Consider the following 18,766-nt stretch of genomic DNA (forward strand, 5'->3'; position numbering starts at 1 on the left):
CGAAGGCGGATGCCTCGGGAAGTAACAATCCTGCGATCGAGATCGATCGGACGTCACTTTAACACCGGGTCACGCCGGTGGGACAAGGGCGTCCGATGTGGACGGCGTCACAGTTCCGGTGCACGGGCCGGGTCGCGGGCGACGGGGTCACGCCCACCGCGTGAAGGCGGAGGCGTGGTCGACGGCCCATTGGCGGAGGCTTCGCGGCGGCGTCCCGAGGAGGTCGGCCACCGTGGTGGTGAGGTACGCGGGCTGTCCCACCGCCGCTTGCCACGCGGCGAGCAGCATGTCGACGGCCGAGCCCGGTGCGACGCCCTCCCACAGTGCCCGGAACTCGTCCGGCGTCAGCTCCTCGTAGGCGATCCGGCGTCCCAGCGCGTCCCCGATGACGTCGAGCTGCGCGGCTTGGGTCAGGGATGCGGGGCCCGTGAGGACGTAGTCGCCTCCGACGTGTCCGTCTTCGCTGAGCGTGCGTGCCGCTACGGCCGCGATGTCGCGCTCGTCGACCGGTGCCGACTCGGCGGCACCGTAGGGCCACCGGACGACGTCACCGTTCCGGATGGCGGGCGCCCACCAGGCCAGCGCGTTCGACGCGAACATCCCCGGCCGGATGATCGTCGTCTCCAGCGAGGTGGCCGCGAGGAGCCGCTCGATGTCGGCGTGCAGGGCGCGCGTGGGATTGGGCTGCTGGAAGAAGGGGTGCGGCGTCCGATGGGGGGACGAGAGGAAGACGGCCCGCCGCACGTGGACCGCCAGCCGCTCGACGACCGCCTCGGCGGTCGCGGGCGGCGCGGTCCAGACGAGGAAGACCGCGCCGGCTCCCTTCAGTGCCGGGTCGAGCGTCCCGGGAACGGTGAGGTCGCCGGTGAAGACCTCGACCGCCGGCGGCAGGGTCGCCGCCGCCGCGGGGCGGCGGACGAGGGCGCGAACGGGCACGCCCGCGTCGAGGAGGCGGTCGACGACGACACGGCCCACCCGGCCGGTCGCCCCGGTGACGAGTACGGGAGAACTGTTTGTCTGATGCACGCCACCCATCGAAACGTCACCGAGTTAAAAATGCAACCCGGTAATAAATGTTACGGTGGCCATATGAGCGAGTCGACGGGGCTGCGGACCCGCAAGAAGCAGCGGACGCGCGACGCGATCGGCGACGCGGCCGTCTCGCTGTTCCTGGAGCGCGGCTTCGACCGCGTCTCGGTCAACGAGATCGCGGCGGCGGCCGAAGTCTCCAAGCCGACGCTCTTCCGGTACTTCCCCACCAAGGAGGACCTGGTGCTGCACCGGTTCGCGGACCACCAGGGCGAGGCGGCGCGCGTCGTCCGCGACCGCACGTCCGGCACCGGGCCGATGACGGCGCTGCACCGGCACTTCCGGGCCCGCCTCGATCGCTTCGATCCCGTCACCGGCCTCGACGATCATCCCGAGGTGGTGGCGTTCCACCGACTGGTGTTCACCACACCGAGCCTTGCGGCACGGCTCACGCAGTACCAGGCGGAGGACGAGGAGGCACTGGCGGAGGCCCTCGGCGAGGGCATCCGGGGACGACTGCGAGCCGCGCAGGCACTCGCGGTCCAACGCGTGCTCGCACGGACCAACTGGCAGAAGATCGCCGACGGCCGTACCGCCCGCGACGTCCACCCCGAGGCCGTCGCCGACGCCGACCTGGCGTTCGACCTGCTGCGGTGACCGGGCCGGCTCCCGGGCACCCGCCCCTCGCACGTCAGGCGCAGCTCCCCGTCCCCGGCCCCGCGGTGAGTCTCCAGCGGACCGGGGCGAAGGGGCGGTCGGGGAAGGGCAGGTGGGGCAGCGCGCCGCCACAGGGGCACCTTCGCCCCGTCGCCGACGGGCACCTTCTCGTACGGGGGCGGGCCGGTGCCGAGCGGGGCCGTGCGTACCCGCTCGGCCGCGAGCGGGTCCTCGGGGCCGGGGGCTAGGCCAGGCCGTTCTCCGGATCCTGCCGAGCGGACGCGCGGACGGAGAGGGCCCCGGTACCGGCTCCGGACATGGCCGACCGTCGGGCTTCGGAGGCGAGGGCGAAGGAGCCGAAGGTGCCCCTCGCCGCGAAGAACAGCCCGCCGTCGCCGTCGCCGGCCAGCGCGTCCAGACGCCGACCGGGCAGGGAACACCCCTCCACGGTCCGGCCGTCGGGCCCCAAGCGCCGCATACCTCCGTTGACGTCCCCCACCAGGAGACCGCCGGCGTACGGCAGCAGGTCGGCCACCATCCGCCGATCCCCCTCCACCGACCACGTCGACGTACCGTCACCTGGGTTCACCGCGAGGACCCCCCGGCCTGGCCGCAGCATCCAGACCGACCCGTGGACGTATCCGACCGCCCCGAACGGATCGTAGGATCCGAGCCGGGTGGGCTCGTCCCCGCCGATCCCGAAGGTCACCAGTGAACCGCCCTCGCAGACCGCCACCACCCGCCCCGCACCCACCGGGACGAACGCCTTCGCGTCGGGGCCCGCAAGCGGGGCCGGCAGCCGCCACCGCGCAAGGTCGCTCCCGTCGACCGGGTCGAGGAGCACCGCCTCGTCCCCACTGCCCGTCAGTACCCCGCCGGCCCACGCGAGGGTCCTTACGGACGTCACCCGCGACGGTGTCGTCCACCGGACGCCGCCGTCGGCGAGATCCAGGCCGCTCATCGGGGTGTAGCCGCGCCAACCTCCTGTCACCACGGTGCCCGACTGGACCACGAGGTTCCCCGTCCACCTCGGTGTCGGAGCGCTCCACAGCAACGCACCCGTCTGCAGATCGACGCAGGACAGCAGGTCCGGTGCCTGCGGCAACACCAGCACGCGGTCCCCCGCAAGGACGATCCCGCGCGGCCAGGAACCGAGCGGCACGTCCCAGCGCACCGCCCCGTCGGCGCGCTCCAGACAGACCAGCCGGGTGTGCCGTTCGTGCAGGACGACACAGTCCGGCCCCACGGCGAAAGCGGAGGCGCCGCCCCGCTGGTGCAGGTCGCGTTCCCAGAGCACTGTGGCGATCATCGGGCCATCCCACCACAAGCGGCCGCCCCGCCGGGATGCCCGATCCGGCAGCGAGGGGCCCCCGGCCCGGCGCGGGATTCTCAGTCCTGTGCGGGGATGTCCAGGGCGGTCCCGTACAGGCGCGAGACGCGGAGCACGATGGTCACGCGCCGGTCGGGCAGCGGCTTCTCGCCGGGGGCCGCGTCGTCGGCCGGGTCCACTATCTCCGCCTCTCCCTCCGCCACGGCGAACGACCAGACGTCCGGGCCGCTGACGTGCAGCGAAGCGTGCGGGTCGCGGCGCAGCTGGCGGACCTTGAGGCGGTCGGCGGTGGAGGAGACCCGCAGCACGCGTTCCTCGGCGTTCCAGTCGTAGAGGACGGTCGACAGGTGCGGGTGGCCGGTGCTCCTGACGCTCGCGAGGACGCCGAACTGCTGCCGGTCCAGCAGCCGGGAGAGCTCCTGGTCGGTGAGCACCCGGGGGGCCGGGCCGTCGTTCCGGGTGGTGCCGGCGGTGGTCTGCGGGGCGGTCTGCTGGCTCATGAGGATCGGCCTTTCGGTGGTCCGGGTGGGGCGGGCGGGACGGGAAGGCGGGGCCGACGACTGCCGGCCCCGTGCCCTTCACGGCGACAATGAAGACCGTAGCAGATAGTTTCGTTGCAGACTATTAGTCTGACCTCTTCTCGGATCCGTCGGCAGATCCGTCGGCAGATCCGCGGATCGGCGCCCTCGGCGTGCGGCACACGGCGCGCGCGGCGGTCAGGCGCTGATGCCGACGGAGGAGACGTAGGCGTACGCGTGGTAGTCGGAGTCGAGGTCGGTGATGACGTCGTCCCAGATCTCGTCCACGGTGCCGCCGTCCTTGCGTGCCCAGGCGTCGACCAGGTCTCCCCAGATGTAGCGGACGGTGATGGTGCGTTGGGAGATGTTCGGGCGGGCGTGCTCGGGCGCGACCCGGCTCTGGTCGACGGGGTAGATCTCCATCCGGCTGCCCCGGCCGTCGTTGTCGAGATGGCGGGTGAGCCACCCGGAGCGGATCAGGTTGTCGCGCCGGCGGTGCCAGTAGGCGGCGTCGATCCTCTCCCGGCTCGCCGGGGTCGGGGCGATGCCGCCCTTGTCGCGCATCCACGACCGGATGGTCCGGGGCGAGACGCCCTGCTCCTTCAGGGCCTCACGGCCGGCCCTGCTGTCGAGGTACCGCAGCCGGGCGGCCAGCCCGCGCCTGGAGGTGATGGGCGAGGCGATGCCGGAGGCGTAGACGATGCGGTTGAGTTCGAGGACGAGCGCCTCGCCGCCTTTCATGCCCCGGGCGTCGTAGCCGCCGAATCGGCCCCATCGGGCCCACAGGTCCGGCGAGCCGGTCATCCCTTGCCTCCGAGGATGTAGGTGGTCTTCTCCTTGACCTCGTTGAGGTCCCGGCCTTCCTTGAAGACGGAGCGCCAGTCACCGATGACGTGGAGTTCGTCGGTGCCCGAGATCTCCACGACCTGGAGACCGGCCTTGTGCGCCTTGTGGGCCTTCATCCAGAGATTCGCGAACGCCTTCGAGCGGATGATGTGCATCCAGTCCGGCCGGCGGATCTCCCGGTTGGCGCTGGATTCTCCGATGGTGGAGACGAATTTGGAGTACATGGCCTTGACGTAGGCGACGGTGAGTTCGTCGCCCTCGGCCAGGGCGGTCTTCCGGGTCTCGGCGAGCGCGCGGCGCATCTTCTCCAGCAGGGCCTCGGTGGCGCCGGAGACGAGGGACCGGTGGATGACCGGGGGGTCCGCGAGGCCTTGGCGGGCCACGTCGAGGAGCTGACGGAGCGTGGACTCGGTCACCCACAGCTCCCCGGGCTCCATGCGGTTGCCCAGGGGGTTGGGCAGGTCGGCGTGATCCCAGCCGGCCGGCGTGATCAGGTGGACACCGGCCTTCTTCGCGTCGTGGACACCGCTGGTGTCCTCACGGAGCTGGCCGATCGGCAGCCAGCATTTGAGCGCGGACAAGTAGGCGGCGTTCATGTCGAGCGCCGTCACCTCGAACCGCGCACCCTGCCTCACCGCCTGGGCGACTGCGGCATTGCGCCACTTCGGGCGCCCTTCCCAGATCTCGTCCGCACCCTTCTGGGACTTCTTCCGAAGGATCTCCGCGGTCGGAGGGAACTCGGAATGCTCGTACCGGCCACTGGCCCGGGAAACCTTGAACAAGGCCATCACGTCCGGGATCGCCGCCTTGATCAATGCGGCCTGCGCGGCGTCCGTGTCTCCCGCGTGCTCGGCAACGACATCACGGACACGGTCGGCGATCTGCTCGACCAGGGTCTCCGAGGCATACGCGGGGGCGGAGCGCCGGGGCGCCGCCGGGGCGGCAGGGGCGGCAGGGGCCGCAGGCTCGTCCGGGCGGGCCGGGGCCGGGGCCGCCTCCGGCACCGGGGCGTGACCGGCAGCGGCCTCGTCCGGGAGGGCGACGGTCGGCGGAGGAGTGACCACGTCCGCTACGGCCTCAAGGGCCTCGGCTGCCGCGACGCACTCCTCGGCGCTCAAGTGCTGCCGGAACCCGTCGACCTCGTCGGTGGCCGGACGACCGCACAGCACGCACGGCCCGGCCGGCACCCGCGGTGGCGCCTCGGCCGAGGCGGAGGCCCGGTCGGACACCACCGGTTCGGCACCGGACACGGGAAGGAGCCCGTCCGGCCGGACGACGGCGGCCGGGCCGCCGGACGAGGACGCCGCGCGTACGGGCGGAGCGACGGTGAGCGTTCCGGGCGCGAGGCTGGGCACGGCACCGTGCAGGACGCCGACCGCGTGCGTCGGCCCGGACAGCAGATCGACCACGGTCAGGTGGTAGTGCGCGGCCAGCAGGTCGACGTCCTCCAGCGACCAGTGCGCGCTGCCGGACTGCTTACGCGACACCTGCGCCTGAGACAGCCCGAGCCCGGCGGCCAGATCGCCCTGCCTCTCGCCCGATCGCGACATGAGCGCCGCCACCGTGAGCCTGAGGACCTCTTCCGTGCTCAACATGCATACGAATCTAGCATTCACCATACGTAATCCACATGCCGGATGCGGGGATCGGCGCGTCTGCTCCACTCCTCTGGACCCAAAGGTCACGGCAGCGCCGAGAACCCCAACGCCGGACGCCACGAGAAGACACCGGGCCGGTCCAAGGTGGTGGTGGCAGACCCAGGATCGTCCCGCACTGCCGATCCTCCGCCCGGCGGCGGAGGATCGGCCGCATGAAGCGATTCACCGACCACACGGTCCTGATCACCGGCGGCACCTCGGGCATGGGCCTCGCCACCGCCCGCCGTCTCCTCGACGAGGGCGCCCACGTCGTCGTCACCGGACGCGACGAGGCCCGACTCGCCCAGGCCGCCGTCGAACTCGACGCAGGAGAACGCCTGCTGACCGTCCGGGCCGATGTCGCGGACCTGGACGGTCTGAACGCCCTGATGCGTCGCGTCGAGACCTGGCGGGGCGACCTGGACGTCGTGTTCGCCAACGCCGGCACCGGCGTCTTCAAGCCCGGCGCCGACATCACCGAAGCCGACTTCGACCACTCCGTCGACGTCAATTTCAAGGGCGTCTTCTTCACCGTCCAGAAGGCGCTCCCCCTGCTGAAGGACGGCGGCGCGATCATCCTCAACGCCTCCTGGACCCTCCACCGCGGCCTGCCCGTCGCCTCCGTCTACTCGGCGACCAAGGCCGCCGTGCACAACCTGGCCCGTACCCTCGGCTCCGACCTGGCCCCGCGCGCCATCCGCGTCAACTCCGTCAGCCCCGGCTACATCGACACCGAGATGTACCGCGGCGCCGTTCCCGACCCCGAGGCCGATGCCCGCAACGCGGCCCAGGTCCCGCTCGGCACCATCGGGCACGCCGACCAGGTCGCCGCCGCCGTGGCCTTCCTCGCCTCCGACGACGCCTCCTACATCACCGGCCAGGACCTGGTGATCGACGGCGGCCTCGTCGGGTCCGTGCCCAACCGCTGACGCCGAGGCCGCCGGGTCGCTACTCCCAGAGGTGCGCGAGGTGCGCGTGCAGGATGCCCTGCGCGTCCTGGGGGGCGAGATGGCCGATGAGGACGTGGGTGGTGAGGCCGTCCGCCAGGGCCAGGAGGGTGCGGGCCTCACGCCTGGGGTCGAGGGGGGCGGTGCGGCCCCCGCCTTCGGCGGCTTCCCCGATGAGCCGGGTGAAGGCTTCTTCCAGGGGGGCGTAGTTCGCCCGCAGCGCGCCGGCGAGTGTCTCGCTGACGGCCGCCTGCGCGACGAAGGCGAGCCAGACCCTCGCCTCGGCGCGGTGTTCCGCCTGGAGCAGGGAGAGTTCGTCGGCGGCGTGGCCCAGGGCCGTGCCGGCCGACTGGGCCGGGCTCCTGACGAGGCGGGCCTGTACGCGCTCGCCGATCCGTTCGCCGATGTGCGCGAGCGCGAAGACGAGCATCTCGTCCTTGGTGCGGAAGCACCGCTGCACCGCACCCATCGACACCCGCGCCTGTGCCGCGACGTCGCGCAGGGTCACGCCCTCCAGGCCCCGCTCGTCCGCCAGGTGGCAGACGGCCTCGGCGATGAGACGGCGTCGGCCGGCGTGATCCACCTGCTTGGGCATGCCCGGTGGCCTTCCTCTTCGTTCACAGCGGTTCGCCCGCTTCGTGGAACGACTTTATCCGATGCACCCGTATCGGTTGCGGGGTAGGGTTCCGTCACGGTTCCGATGCGATCGCATCGGTACGGCGGAGAGGACGGTGGGAGTCAGTCATGCGGGATGCCCTGTGGAGGATGTCGGCCGCCGCGCAGGCGGAGGCCGTGCGCGGCGGTGAGGTCTCGGCCGTCGAACTGGTCGACAGCCACCTGGAGCGCATCGCCGAGGTCAACCCTCGGGTGAACGCGGTCACGCAGCTCCTCGCCGAGCGCGCACGCGACGACGCGGCGCGCACGGACCGCCGACGGGCCGCCGGTGAGACGCTGGGGCCGCTCGCGGGCGTGCCCTTCACGGTGAAGGAGTCCACGGCCATCGAAGGCGTGCCGACCACGTTCGGCGCGGAGCGCTTCCGCGACCTCGTGGCGGCGGCCGACGCGCCGCCGGTGGCACGGCTGCGCGCGGCGGGGGCCATCCCCATCGGTCACGGCAACATCCCCACCCTGATCCTGGCGGGGATGCACACGCGCAGCGAGCTGTTCGGCGACACGGTCAATCCGTGGGACGGCGGGCGGACCCCGGGAGGCTCCAGCGGCGGCGACGCGGTGGCCGTCGCCACGGGCATGGCGGCGATCGGGCTCGGCAACGACTCCGGCGGCTCGGTGCGCGTCCCGGCCCAGTTCTGCGGCGTGGCCGGGCTGAAGCCGTCCACGGGGCGGTTCCCCGCGGACCACCGCTTCCTCGGCCCGGACGATCCGGGCCCGGCATCCCAGATGCTGGTCACGGACGGCCCGCTGGCCCGCAGCGTGGGCGATCTCCGGCTGGCGTACGAGGTACTCGCCGGGACCGATCCGCGCGACCCGCGTGCCGTGCCGGTGCCCCTGTACGGCGAACCCCTTCCCGGACGGGTGAAGGTGGCGGTCGTCGCGGACCCGGGCGGGCACGGTGTCCATCCCACGGTCCGCGCGGCCGTCGCCGCCGCGGCCGACGCGCTCCGCGAGGCCGGGTACGACGTACGCGAGGAACGGGACGTGCCGCGCCTCGACGAGGCCCTCGACGCGTACGGCCGGATCACGGCGACCGAGTTCGCGCCGACGTGGCCGGCCGTGCGCGCACTGCTCGGCAAGGGCGGGGACCGCTACATCGCGATGGCGATGGAGCAGGCCCCGGCCGCCGACGCGGCCGAGTTCATGAAGCTGATGGGCATCTGGATGAACATCCGCCGCTCCTGGGCCGAATTCCTCGACGCGTACCCGCTGGTGCTGGGGCCGGTCTTCACCGAGCCGCCGGTCGAGCCGGGGCTGGAGTCCCGGGACAGGGCCGGGCGGAACCGCGTCGCCTCCGCCATGCGCCTGTGCACCGTGACCAGCTTCGTCGGCGTACCGGGGGTCGCCGTCCCCACCGGGACGGCCGACGGGCTCCCCACCGGAGTACAGGTCGTCGGGCGCGCGTTCCGGGAGGACCTGTGCCTCGACGCGGCCCAGGCGATCGAGGACCGGCTCGGCGTCCTCGCGCCGATCGACCCACGCGACGGCGTCGACCCGACCCGTTGAACCTCCGACGCCCTTCCCTCGCCGGTGTCAGTTGGATCTGATGTCCGGGATGGCGGTGGGGGCCGGAACCGGGTCGAAGGCGAAGAGCTGGCCCGACTGTCTCTGTGTGCACGGGAGTTGGATGACCGCTGCGCCCGGGGTGCGGTTGCCGCCGGGTACCGTGACGCAGGCTCCGGTGTGCACCGGCAGGATCCGGTACGTGCCGGCGGCCGCCCCCGCCGCCGCCCGGATGCGGAACCGTTCGGCGGTGCCCCGGCGGCCGCAGTAGTCGTTCATCAGCCGGGCGCCTTCGGTTCTCAGACCGGCGTCGACGCCGAGGCAACCGTGTCCCAGGACGGGGTGCAGGGAGCGGATCGTGTACTGGTCGCCGCCCGCCGGCTCCAGGAGGTAGACGGGGATCGTCGTCGGGCAGGCGTACTGCTCCACCGCGCCCCCGCCGTCCCGGGAGGTCGACTCCCCCAGGCACAGCCCGGATCCGACCGCCCGGATCCGGTAGGTGCCGGCCTCGACCGGCCCGGGACGCGGGCCCGTGCCCGGTCCCGCGACGACGGGGTCGGCCGGAGCACTCACCGGGAAGCCCGCCCGCACGAAGTGGCCACCGCCCAGGGCCACGACGGCGAGCCCCAGTAGTCCGACGGCGAGCGGCACGAGGCGCCGCGCGGGCCGGGCCCGAGGAGCGGAGGACGTACCTCTGCGGGAGGTTCGCGGGGAGCGGACGGCGGCGGGGCGGGGGCCGGGGTCCGGGACCAGGACCGGGGCCGGGGCCGGGGCTATGTTCAGGTCCGCGTTCGGATCCATTATCCGGTCTTCCGCGTTCGGATCCGATATCCGGTCCACGCTCGGATCCGATATCCGGTCCGCGTTCGGATCCAACATCCGGTCCGCGATCGGATTCCCGGTTGCCGGCGTGTGCGTGCGGGCGCCGCCTTCCGCCGCGATGCGGTCGCGGGCGGCCGTCCACGCCTCGACGCGGTCCCGGTGCCCGCACGCGATCAGGAAGGCGCGCAGCAGTTCCGGCCGGGGTAGCGCGTCCCGGCTCAGGGCGGTCGCCAGGGTGCTGCGCGGAAGGACCTCGCCGGCCTGCTCCGCACGCTGTTCCAGATCCCGATAGGTCAGCCCGGACGCCTCTCTCAACTCCCGCATGTACAGGGCGAGTTCGGCGGGAGATCGGGCGTCTGCCGGATCCGGGAGAGCGGGTGTCGGAGGCATGCCCCCGAGCATCTCCGGTGCGGCTGGGCCCGAGCCAGCCCGAATCAGGTCGTCGCCGGACGGGCGATGGCTCACGGGCGCGCGTCCGGGACACGGCGGGGCAGGCGCCTCCGGCCTGCGAGGACGGCGGGCGCGCTGTCCGGGACAGGTCGAACCCCTGGAACGGCCGTCCGGAGGGCTGACACCTTCTGGTGCCGAACGGGGGAACCGACCCATCCGACCCACCCGACCACCGAAGGAGACGCACTCCATGCACAAGGTTCGTTCGGCGCTCGCCGCCGTTTCGCTCGCCGCCGCCGTCCTGGCGACCGGTGTGCCCGCGGCGTCCGCCTCCCTCGCGACCCAGAGCCACGACCGCGGGAGCGCGGCCTCCACGGGGAACGAGGCTCCGGACTGGATCCCGTCGGACGCGCCCCGCGCGACCGCCGCGGCCTGCGACTGGGAGCCCGGCTCGAACGGGCCCGGCGGCGCCGGCGTCACGAACGCCATCTGGCTGAGGACCGGCCCCGGCGCGGGCTGCGACAACGCCAGCGGCTACACGCTGCGGGTGGGCACGCGGCTCGGCGGCTGGTGCTACACGTACAACGAGTCCGGGAACAAGTGGTACTTCGTCAGCGTCGGGGGCGCCGCCCCGTACGGGTGGATCTACTCCGGCAACGTCTCCGCCGACGCGAACACCATCACCACGCCCTGCTCCTGACGGAGCGCGCGCGTCGACAGCACGTCCACCGCATCACCTACCTCAGGGAGAAGTCATGCGCACGACCGCACAGCGCGCCCTCGCCGCCTGCGCCGCCGCGGCCGCCTTGGTCATGACGGCGACGACGGCGGCCTCCGCCGCCGCCCCGGCCGCCGCCCGGACCTCGGTGTCGGCACCCACCCTGGCCGCGGGCTGGGAGTGGATCGGCGAGTTCCCGTACCGCGACTGCGTCGAACTCCGCGACTCGTACGCCGGATCCGCGAAGTGCGTCCGCAACGCGGGGGGCCTGTACGACCTCTACGTCCTGGTCGCCTGACCCCGCCCGCGCACCACGTGCCCCGTCACCGCGAAACCGTCACGGTGACGGGGCACGGCGCTTCCCGTACGAGTCCGGCGGCGCGGTCCGTCGCGGTCCGGGTCAGGTTCGCGTGGACGCCGCTGCGCCGGCTGCCGCACGTGCGTAGTCGCGGACCAGGGGGCGACCGTCGTCGGCGCGCCAGGCAAGGGCGAACCGGGACTCCGACCACTCCATCGACACGATCCACGCCCACCTGGACCAGGTGCGCGGCGACCTCGCCGCCGGGAGGAGGTCGGCCGCGACACCAGGCTGGAGCAGTAGGGCACAGCGGGGGCACGCTGTGTCCGTGCCCTTCCCCGTAACCCTTCCCTCGCCCTCCCCCGCGCCTGTGCCGGGTCAGGCGGTCGGGTGCGGCGGGGCGATCTCCCGCTTGAGGATCTTGCCGGTGGCTCCCTTGGGGAGTTCGTCGAGGAGCCAGACCACGCGGGGGTACTTGTACGCGGCGACCTGGGCGCGCACGAACTCGCGGAGGTCGTCGGGGGTGGCGGTGGCGCCTTCGTGGAGGGTGACGGCCGCGCCGACCTCTTCGCCGAGTTCGTCGTGGGGCAGGCCGATGACGGCCGCCTCGGCGACGGCGGGGTGCTCGTAGAGGACCTCTTCGATCTCGCGCGGGTAGACGTTGTAGCCGCCGCGGATGATCATGTCCTTCTTCCGGTCGACGATGGAGAGGTAGCCGTCCTCGTCGACGCGGCCGAGGTCGCCGGTGTGCAGCCAGCCGTCCACGAGCGTCTCGGCGGTGGCGTCCGGGCGGTTCCAGTAGCCCTTCATGACGTTGTGCCCGCGTACGCAGATCTCGCCGATGCCGTCCTTCACGGCGTCCAGGCGGACCTCGACGCCCTGGAGCGGGGTGCCGACGGTGCCGGCCTTGCGGGGGCGGTCGGGGTGGTTGAAGGTGGCGACCGGCGAGGTCTCCGACATTCCGTACCCTTCGAGGACGGGGCTGCCGAAGGCCTTCTCGAAGCCGTGGAGGACCTCCACCGGCAGGGACGCGCCACCGGAGGCGCACAGCCGCAGGGCCGAGACGTCGTGGGTGCCGGCGGAGCGGTGGCGGGCGGCGAGGAGCGCGGAGAACATGGTCGGCACCCCGAGGAACACGGTGACCCCGCCGGCGGCGAGGGTGTCGAGGGCGGCCTGGGGTTCGAAGCGGGGCAGCAGGGTGAGGCGTGCGCCGACGGACACGGCCGTGTTCATCCCGCAGGTCTGCCCGAAGGTGTGGAAGAGCGGCAGACAGCCGAGGACGACGTCCTCCGGTCGGAGGTCGAAGAGGTCGCGGGCGCACAGTTCGGTGTTGCGGGCGATGTTGTCGTGGGAGAGTTCCGCGCCCTTGGGCTTGCCGGTGGTGCCGGAGGTGTAGAGGATCACGGCGGTGTCCTCGCCGCCGCCCACCGAGGTGGTCACCGGGTCGGGGTGGTCGGCGAGGAGGCCGGCGAGGGCGCCGGGCGCCACGGGGACGAGTTCGGTGACGCCGCCCTCGGCGCCCTTGGCGGCCTCGGCGGCGACCGCGTCGAAGACGAAGAGCAGCCGGGCGCCGGAGTCCTGGAGGTAGTGGGCGATCTCGCGGGCCTTCAGGAGCGGGTTCATCGGAACCACGACGGCTCCGGCCCGCAGCGCGCCGTAGTACAGGGCGGGAAACTCCGTCAGGTTGGGGAGCATCACACCGACCCGGTCGCCGGGGCGCACGCCGCGGGCGCCGAGCATGGCGGCGACGCGGCCGACGGTCGCGTCGAGCTCGGCGTAGGAGATCCGGGTGGTGCCCAGTTCGACGGCGGTGCGGTCGCCGTGCGCGGCCGCGCTGCGGGTGACGAGGTCGGCGAGGTTCATCGGTGGTCCTCTCGGGAGTGGTGCGGGGTGGTGAGGGGTGGGCGGGGAGGGTCGTGGGCGGCGTGGTTGCCGTCAGCCGCGCAGCGCGGACGTGAAGATACCCGGGAGTTGGGCGAGGGAGGGCGCCGCCGTGAAGGCGGTGACGCGGCGGATCGTGGTGAGGGCCGTCCTGTTGGTGACGTAGAACGGGGGGCGCGGGGAGATCGAGGGCGATCCGGTGAACAGGCCGCGCGGCGCGGGCGCGAACGGGGCCCGCAGCACGGTCTTCTCCACGTCCTCCAGCATGAAGGCGTTGTGGACGAAACCGATGCCGGAGCCGATGGCGCGGCGGGTGTGGCCGGGGTGGGCGCCCCAGGGGGTGTAGCCGAGCAGGAAGCCGATCGCGGACCAGCAGTTGACGCCGAGGGTTCCGTAGCGGAGGGAGTCGATGGCCTCGATGACCTGCCGGGGGTGGCTCTTCTCCGTCCGGGGATGGACGAGGAGCGTGGCGCCGAGGGTGCCGGGGAGCACGTCGTTGGCGAAGGCGACGGCTTCCTTGAGGAAGGCGCCCGGATCGGTGGCCGGATCGCCGGCCGGGACGCCGGCCGGGGCGGTGCCCGGAGCGGTGGACGGCAGCCGGACGACCGCCAGCGCGCTGGCGAAGACCTCGCCGGTCAGCAGCGGATCGTCGCGGTCGGTGACGTCGGGGACCAGCAGGCGGCAGCCGTCGGCGCCGAGCACTTCGGTCTCCGGGTGGGCGGCGCGCACGGCGGCGAGGCGGTCCTGGGCGCCGGGGTAGTAGTCGGTGCGGGGCGGGAGGGCGCGCAGGACGCGGCGTATCTCGGTGAGGAGCTTCTCCGTGCCGTCCCAGTCCGCCGGCACGATGAGCACCTGGCTGGCGATGCAGTTGTGGCCGGAGTTGTTCATCTTGCTGGTGACGATGTGCTCGGCCTGGTGGCGGAAGTCGGCCCGGGTCCAGGGGCCTGGGGTGACGATGCAGGGGCTGACGCCGCCGAGTTCGCTGGTGAACTCCTTGTCGAGGAGGGGGGTGTCGTCGCGGCGGCGTTCCCCGGCCCGGTCGTCGGTGCCCCACACGAGCGCGTCGTGGGTGCGTTCGCTGCCGGTGACGTGCAGGGTGTCGATGCCGTCGTGGGCGGCGAGGTAGGCGCCTTCGGCCGCGCCGCCGGCGACGAAGCGGACCCAGCCGCGGGCGGTGAACTCGGCGAAGATCTCGGCGAAGTGGGGGCGCAGGTAGTCGTTGACCGGGTTCGTCTTGGCGACGACGACCTGGTTCTCCGCGTACAGCTTGTGCAGGATGTCCAGGGCGGTGATCGCGGCGACGTTGCCCGCGCCGAGGACGAGGGAGACCCGCGGCCGGGGCGCCCGGCCGCGGTAGGCGCGGGCCGCGCGGTCGCGTACCTGGCTCGGGGTGGTGCCCGGCCGGGTGTGCACCTCGGCGGTGAAGCCGTTGAGCAGGAGCCGGTCCCAGCCGGTGACGGGGAAGACGTCGACGACCGTACGACCGCGGTGTTCGCGGACGGCGTGGGCGGGCAGGGGTTCCCGCCCGGCGGCGATCCGGCGCAGCACGTGCAGCAGCGCGGTCACGTTCTGGGCCATGGCCCAGGGGGCGCCGATCCAGTCTTCGGCCGCGACGGGGGAATCGGGGGCGTACCCCTTGGCGCGGGCGCCCGCCGCGGCCATCTCGGCGGCCCGGGCGGCGATGCGCGGCAGCATCCGCTCCAGCAGGGCGATGCGTTCGGCGAGCGGGGTGGCGGCCCAGCCGTCCTGGCCGGTACGCAGGTCGGCGACGGCGCGGTCGAGGGCGCCGGTGTCGACGAGGGAGGTGGTCACGGGGGTGGCTCCAGGGGGAGGGGGCGGGGCGGGGCACGTGCGGGGGGAGTCGGATCGCGTACGGAGACCGGGGCAGGTCACGTGCGGAGGCGGGCGGCGTCGCGGGCCGGGTCGACGAGGGTGAACGACGCGAGGGCACCGAGGGAGAGCAGGGCACCGGAGAGGAGGACGGCGGTTTCGTAGCCGGCGTTGCCCTGGGTGTCGATGAGCCTGCCGACGACGACCGGTGCGATGAGGCCGGCGGTGGTGACCAGTGCGTTCATCGTGCCGAGGGCGCCGCCGCGGCGGCGCGGCGGGGCGAGTTCGGCGATGGTGGTCGCGGCGATGGTGGCGTAGGAGCCGCCGGTGCCGAGGCCGACGGCGAGCAGCACCGTCTTGGCAAGGGTGCCGTCGGCGAGCGGTACGCAGAACAGGCTCACGGCGCCGATCAGGAGCATCGCGCCGCCGATCCGGCCGCGGGCCGTGCGGCTGCCGACACCGCGGCGCATCAGCCGGCCGGTGAGCACGGCCTGGCCGAGCAGGACCACCGCGCCGACGGCCCAGGGGGTGACCACGAGGGTGCCGGCGGTGTCGGCCGCGTAGCCGAGGCCGTTGCGCAGGTACGACGGGAGCCAGGCCACCATCAGGCCGACGATCCAGTAGCTGGTGAAGTAGGCGAGGGTGATGCCGATCCAGGTCCGGGTGGCGAGGACGCGCCGGTAGCCGGGGAGCGCGGTTGCGGGGCCGGCGGCGTCGTCCGGCACGGTGGGCGCGCCCCGGTCGGGGGTGTCGTCCCGGTCGGGGGTGTCGTCGGTCCGGAAGGCGCCGTCGCCGCCCAACACCGACCACGCGAGGGCCCACAGCGCGCCGACCGCGGCGACGACCCACAGGGCGGCGCGCCAGCCGTGTTCCTGGATGACCCAGGTCAGGCCCGGTGCGGCGGTGATGACACCGAGGGTGACGCCGAGGGTGACCAGGGCGCCGGGGAGGTTGCGGCGGTGGTCGGGGAACCAGGACAGCGCGGTCTGCTGGGCGACGGGGAAGGCGGGGCCCTCGGCCGCGCCGAGGACGAGGCGGGAGCCGATCAGGGCGGCGAGGCCGCCGCCGATCGCGGGCGGGATCTGTGCCAGCGACCACAGCACGGCCATGGTGAGCAGGAGCCACTTGGCCTTCACGCGGTCGGCGAGCAGCAGGCCGACGAGGGCGCCGGAGAGGGAGAAGAGCAGGAAGAAGGCGCTGTTGGCCAACCCGAACCGGGTCGCGGTCAGGCCGAGATCGGCGCGGATCTCGTCGGCGGCGAGGCCCAGTACGGACTTGTCCGCGAAGTTCACCATCATGAAGACGACGAGGAGGCCCGTGACGGTCCAGGCGCGGCGGCCGGTGCGCTTCGAGGTCGTGGTGCCGTCGTTCAGCGGGCGGGGCCGGGGGGCGGGGCGGGGTCGGGTCGGGGCGGCGGTCACGGGGTCCTCCGGGGGGTGCGGGGCTGCGGGGGTGCGGAGGTGCGGGGGCGCTCTCGGCGGGGGCTCTCGGCGGGGGCTCTCGGCGGGGGCTTCCGGTCGTCGCACTTCCGGAAGTGGGACTTCCTCCGGTGGCGGGGCTTCCGGCGGCGGGCTGCCGGAAGCCCCGTGGGAGGGCTCGACGCGACACCGTCGGAAGCCCAGGGGGCCGGGCGGGGGCGGGCGGGTCTGGTCAGGCCAGGGGGACGCCGGCGATGGCGATGCGCTCCATGACGCGGCGCCGGGGGAAGTAGTCGTTGACCGCGTAGTGCTGGGTGGCGATGTTGTCCCAGATGGCGAGGGAGCCGGGCTCCCAGTGGAAGCGGATCTGGAACTCGGGGATGCGCGCCTGCAGGACGAGCATGTCGAGGAGGTCGCGGTTCTCGGCCTCGGACAGGCCCTTGATGAAGCGGGTGAAGGGCTCGTTGACGTACAGGGTCCTGCGTCCGCTGCGGGGGTGGCGGACGACGACGGGGTGCTCGACCCGCGGCCAGTCGGCGCGGAAGGCGGCCTTCTGCCCCTCGTCCATCAGCGCGCCCCAGCTGGCCTCCCAGTCGTGGACGGCCGTGAGGTTCTCGATGCGTGCCTTGAGGTCGTCGGGCAGGTTGTCGTACGCGGCGGCCATGTCGGCCCACATGGTGTCGCCGCCGGCCTCGGGCACCTCGACGGCGCGCAGCACCGCGCCGAGGGACGGGTTGGCCATGAAGGAGTGGTCGCTGTGCCAGATGTTCTTGTTGCCGGCGGCCTTGGCGTCCTTGGCCAGGCGGGAGACGCCGGCGGTGCCGGTCTTCGGGAAGAAGGGGTTGGGCTCGGTGGGGCCCCAGACGGCGGCGAGCGCCTGGTGGTGGTCGGTGGTGAAGCCGTGCTGCTCCCGGAAGAAGATGACCTTCCATTCGAGGAGGGCCTGGCGCAGCTCCTCGGCGAGCGTGTCGGTGATCGGGCGGGTCAGGTCGATGTCGGTCAGGACGGCGCCGAAGTGCGGGGTCAGCGGCTTGACGCCGAAGAGGGTGTAGGCGGTGGGGGCGGTCCCGGGCGCGGTGCGGTTCAGCTCGCGCCGCCCGTAGTGCATCAGCGGCTTGTCGAGAACGGGCTTGGGGTCGACGACGGCGTCGGTGATCATGCGGCTGCTCCTCTTCGGGGAGGCGGGGTGGTGGACCGGCGCGGCGCACGGCGGGAGTCGGCCGGGACGTCCGGGATGCCGGGGATTCCGGGGGATGTCCGGGGCATCCGGGGCGTCCGGGGCGTCCGGGGCGTCCGTGTGCCGATCGCGCGAACGGGGGTTCACCAAATTCGTTACCGGGAGTATCGATATTCGACCGCGGCTCGGCAAGGGGGTGTGGCCGAAAATTTGCGGCACTGGCGCGATGAGCCCTCCGGGCGAGGACTACCGGGGCGGATTGACGGCACGCAGTGCCAGACCACGGCACGTAGTGCCATACGGGGGAAAACGGGCTACTCCCCCGGAAACGCGCCCCGCAACCGGCATTCGGGTCCCACGGTGCCGGTGAGCCTCGTCGGCACCCAGGGGCCCCGCTCCCCTGCCGCCGTCCTCAGCCCTCCGTGCCGACGGCGCGGGCGACCATGTCGACCACCGCGTCCACCAGCCCCTGGTCCGGGACGCCCTGCTCGGCCAGCATGCGGAACAGCAGCGAGCCGGCGACGAGCGTCGAGGCCGCCGCCACGTCCGTGTCGGGCCGTACCTCGCCGCGGACGACGCCGCGCTCCAGGATGCGCCGGGTCTCGCCGGTGACCCGGCCGGTGTAGGCGCCGTACACGCTCCGCTCCGCGTCCGCCTCGGCCGCGGCCCCGATCACGCCCGCCAGGAGCCGGTCGACGCCGGGCACGCGGTACTGCCGCATGCGCGCGGTGAGCAGCTCGCGGAGCTCCTCGCGGAAGCTGCCCAGGTCCGGCACGGTCAGGGAGCCGACCCGGGACTCGGCCGCCGCGATCACCAGGTCCTGTTTGGTGGGCCACCGCCGGTAGATGGCCGGCTTGCTGACCCGCGCCCGGGCGGCGACGGCCGCCATGGTGAGTTCCGCCAGCCCCTGCTCCGCCACCAGCTCGACGACCGCGTCGAGGACGGCGCCGGTCATCCGCTCGTCCCGCGGCCGCCCCGGCCCCTTGCCCTCGACGTCCGCGCCGGACTGCCTGTTGGTCATGGACCGACCCTACGAGGCGGGCGGCCGAGGCCCGCACCCGACGTCGACATCCGGAACGACGAGGTCGCCGTC

The 18,766-nt window shown here is 73.2% G+C and carries 17 protein-coding genes; 5 read left to right on the forward strand and 12 right to left on the reverse strand.

Annotated features, from left to right (window positions below; translation table 11 throughout):
• Nucleotides 1-147 precede the first annotated feature (147 nt).
• Entirely contained in the window at nt 148-1,035 is an 888-nt protein-coding gene (locus AB0E19_RS00335) for an NAD(P)H-binding protein (protein ID WP_362170737.1), read from the reverse strand.
• 54 nt (nt 1,036-1,089) lie between these two features.
• Here AB0E19_RS00335 and AB0E19_RS00340 point away from each other — a divergent pair, with 54 nt between their 5' ends.
• Nucleotides 1,090-1,686, forward strand: a complete 597-nt coding sequence (locus tag AB0E19_RS00340) for a TetR family transcriptional regulator (protein WP_362170741.1) — start codon at nt 1,090-1,092, stop codon at nt 1,684-1,686.
• 244 nt (nt 1,687-1,930) lie between these two features.
• On the opposite strand, the gene AB0E19_RS00345 is transcribed toward AB0E19_RS00340, so the two are convergent.
• The 4 genes from AB0E19_RS00345 to AB0E19_RS00360 form a co-directional block, all read right to left on the reverse strand.
• Nucleotides 1,931-2,995: a PQQ-binding-like beta-propeller repeat protein gene (locus tag AB0E19_RS00345; protein ID WP_362170744.1), complete on the reverse strand. Its 1,065-nt coding sequence runs from the start codon at nt 2,993-2,995 to the stop codon at nt 1,931-1,933.
• An 80-nt stretch (nt 2,996-3,075) separates the two neighbouring features.
• Nucleotides 3,076-3,516 (reverse strand): pyridoxamine 5'-phosphate oxidase family protein, encoded by a 441-nt coding sequence (locus AB0E19_RS00350; protein WP_362170747.1) that lies wholly within the window; start codon nt 3,514-3,516, stop codon nt 3,076-3,078.
• 216 nt (nt 3,517-3,732) lie between these two features.
• Nucleotides 3,733-4,338 (reverse strand): hypothetical protein, encoded by a 606-nt coding sequence (locus AB0E19_RS00355; RefSeq protein ID WP_362170749.1) that lies wholly within the window; start codon nt 4,336-4,338, stop codon nt 3,733-3,735.
• Complete coding sequence (locus AB0E19_RS00360; protein WP_362170752.1) at nt 4,335-6,044, reverse strand: helix-turn-helix domain-containing protein; 1,710 nt, start codon at nt 6,042-6,044, stop codon at nt 4,335-4,337. Before AB0E19_RS00360 ends, AB0E19_RS00355 begins: the two co-directional genes overlap by 4 nt.
• 146 nt (nt 6,045-6,190) lie before the next feature.
• Here AB0E19_RS00360 and AB0E19_RS00365 point away from each other — a divergent pair, with 146 nt between their 5' ends.
• A complete protein-coding gene (locus AB0E19_RS00365; RefSeq protein WP_362170755.1) occupies nt 6,191-6,946 on the forward strand; it encodes a glucose 1-dehydrogenase in 756 nt (251 codons plus the stop codon).
• Nucleotides 6,947-6,965: 19 nt separating this feature from the next.
• Here AB0E19_RS00365 and AB0E19_RS00370 read toward each other — a convergent pair whose 3' ends face one another.
• Nucleotides 6,966-7,559 (reverse strand): TetR family transcriptional regulator C-terminal domain-containing protein, encoded by a 594-nt coding sequence (locus AB0E19_RS00370; RefSeq protein ID WP_362170758.1) that lies wholly within the window; start codon nt 7,557-7,559, stop codon nt 6,966-6,968.
• Nucleotides 7,560-7,708: 149 nt separating this feature from the next.
• Between AB0E19_RS00370 and AB0E19_RS00375 the strand changes: the two genes are divergently transcribed.
• Nucleotides 7,709-9,142 carry an amidase gene (locus AB0E19_RS00375; RefSeq protein ID WP_362170761.1) on the forward strand — a complete coding sequence of 478 codons (1,434 nt, stop codon included), beginning with the start codon at nt 7,709-7,711 and terminating at the stop codon, nt 9,140-9,142.
• Nucleotides 9,143-9,169: 27 nt separating this feature from the next.
• Here AB0E19_RS00375 and AB0E19_RS00380 read toward each other — a convergent pair whose 3' ends face one another.
• Entirely contained in the window at nt 9,170-10,351 is a 1,182-nt protein-coding gene (locus AB0E19_RS00380) for an RICIN domain-containing protein (RefSeq protein ID WP_362170764.1), read from the reverse strand.
• Between the two features lie 250 nt (nt 10,352-10,601).
• Here AB0E19_RS00380 and AB0E19_RS00385 point away from each other — a divergent pair, with 250 nt between their 5' ends.
• Nucleotides 10,602-11,051 carry a hypothetical protein gene (locus AB0E19_RS00385; RefSeq protein WP_362170767.1) on the forward strand — a complete coding sequence of 150 codons (450 nt, stop codon included), beginning with the start codon at nt 10,602-10,604 and terminating at the stop codon, nt 11,049-11,051.
• A 55-nt stretch (nt 11,052-11,106) separates the two neighbouring features.
• The gene (locus AB0E19_RS00390; protein WP_362170770.1) at nt 11,107-11,367 is read left to right on the forward strand and encodes a hypothetical protein; all 261 of its coding nucleotides are present in this window, start codon (nt 11,107-11,109) and stop codon (nt 11,365-11,367) included.
• A gap of 378 nt (nt 11,368-11,745) precedes the next feature.
• Here the strand turns inward: AB0E19_RS00390 and AB0E19_RS00395 are convergent, their stop codons facing one another.
• From AB0E19_RS00395 to AB0E19_RS00415, 5 genes are all read right to left on the reverse strand, one after another.
• Nucleotides 11,746-13,230, reverse strand: a complete 1,485-nt coding sequence (locus AB0E19_RS00395; RefSeq protein ID WP_362170773.1) for a long-chain fatty acid--CoA ligase — start codon at nt 13,228-13,230, stop codon at nt 11,746-11,748.
• Nucleotides 13,231-13,302: 72 nt separating this feature from the next.
• Nucleotides 13,303-15,060 (reverse strand): aldehyde dehydrogenase family protein, encoded by a 1,758-nt coding sequence (locus AB0E19_RS00400; protein ID WP_362170776.1) that lies wholly within the window; start codon nt 15,058-15,060, stop codon nt 13,303-13,305.
• A 77-nt stretch (nt 15,061-15,137) separates the two neighbouring features.
• Nucleotides 15,138-16,499 carry an MFS transporter gene (locus AB0E19_RS00405; protein ID WP_362170779.1) on the reverse strand — a complete coding sequence of 454 codons (1,362 nt, stop codon included), beginning with the start codon at nt 16,497-16,499 and terminating at the stop codon, nt 15,138-15,140.
• Nucleotides 16,500-16,728: 229 nt separating this feature from the next.
• Nucleotides 16,729-17,655 carry a TauD/TfdA family dioxygenase gene (locus AB0E19_RS00410; protein ID WP_362170783.1) on the reverse strand — a complete coding sequence of 309 codons (927 nt, stop codon included), beginning with the start codon at nt 17,653-17,655 and terminating at the stop codon, nt 16,729-16,731.
• 430 nt (nt 17,656-18,085) lie between these two features.
• Nucleotides 18,086-18,694 carry a TetR/AcrR family transcriptional regulator gene (locus AB0E19_RS00415; protein WP_362170786.1) on the reverse strand — a complete coding sequence of 203 codons (609 nt, stop codon included), beginning with the start codon at nt 18,692-18,694 and terminating at the stop codon, nt 18,086-18,088.
• Between the last annotated feature and the right edge of the window lie 72 nt (nt 18,695-18,766).

The sequence above is a fragment of the Streptomyces sp. NPDC047974 genome (genome assembly GCF_040653375.1).
Classification (GTDB): domain Bacteria; phylum Actinomycetota; class Actinomycetes; order Streptomycetales; family Streptomycetaceae; genus Streptomyces.

Excerpts from the sequence above, each read along its gene's own strand:
- AB0E19_RS00335 (WP_362170737.1), bottom strand. The coding sequence starts at position 1,035 with ATGGGTGGCGTGCATCAGACAAACAGTTCTCCCGTACTCGTCACCGGG.
- AB0E19_RS00340 (WP_362170741.1), top strand. The coding sequence starts at position 1,090 with ATGAGCGAGTCGACGGGGCTGCGGACCCGCAAGAAGCAGCGGACGCGC.
- AB0E19_RS00345 (WP_362170744.1), bottom strand. The coding sequence starts at position 2,995 with ATGATCGCCACAGTGCTCTGGGAACGCGACCTGCACCAGCGGGGCGGC.
- AB0E19_RS00350 (WP_362170747.1), bottom strand. The coding sequence starts at position 3,516 with ATGAGCCAGCAGACCGCCCCGCAGACCACCGCCGGCACCACCCGGAAC.
- AB0E19_RS00355 (WP_362170749.1), bottom strand. The coding sequence starts at position 4,338 with ATGACCGGCTCGCCGGACCTGTGGGCCCGATGGGGCCGATTCGGCGGC.
- AB0E19_RS00365 (WP_362170755.1), top strand. The coding sequence starts at position 6,191 with ATGAAGCGATTCACCGACCACACGGTCCTGATCACCGGCGGCACCTCG.
- AB0E19_RS00370 (WP_362170758.1), bottom strand. The coding sequence starts at position 7,559 with ATGCCCAAGCAGGTGGATCACGCCGGCCGACGCCGTCTCATCGCCGAG.
- AB0E19_RS00375 (WP_362170761.1), top strand. The coding sequence starts at position 7,709 with ATGCGGGATGCCCTGTGGAGGATGTCGGCCGCCGCGCAGGCGGAGGCC.
- AB0E19_RS00380 (WP_362170764.1), bottom strand. The coding sequence starts at position 10,351 with ATGCCTCCGACACCCGCTCTCCCGGATCCGGCAGACGCCCGATCTCCC.
- AB0E19_RS00385 (WP_362170767.1), top strand. The coding sequence starts at position 10,602 with ATGCACAAGGTTCGTTCGGCGCTCGCCGCCGTTTCGCTCGCCGCCGCC.
- AB0E19_RS00390 (WP_362170770.1), top strand. The coding sequence starts at position 11,107 with ATGCGCACGACCGCACAGCGCGCCCTCGCCGCCTGCGCCGCCGCGGCC.
- AB0E19_RS00395 (WP_362170773.1), bottom strand. The coding sequence starts at position 13,230 with ATGAACCTCGCCGACCTCGTCACCCGCAGCGCGGCCGCGCACGGCGAC.
- AB0E19_RS00410 (WP_362170783.1), bottom strand. The coding sequence starts at position 17,655 with ATGATCACCGACGCCGTCGTCGACCCCAAGCCCGTTCTCGACAAGCCG.
- AB0E19_RS00415 (WP_362170786.1), bottom strand. The coding sequence starts at position 18,694 with ATGACCAACAGGCAGTCCGGCGCGGACGTCGAGGGCAAGGGGCCGGGG.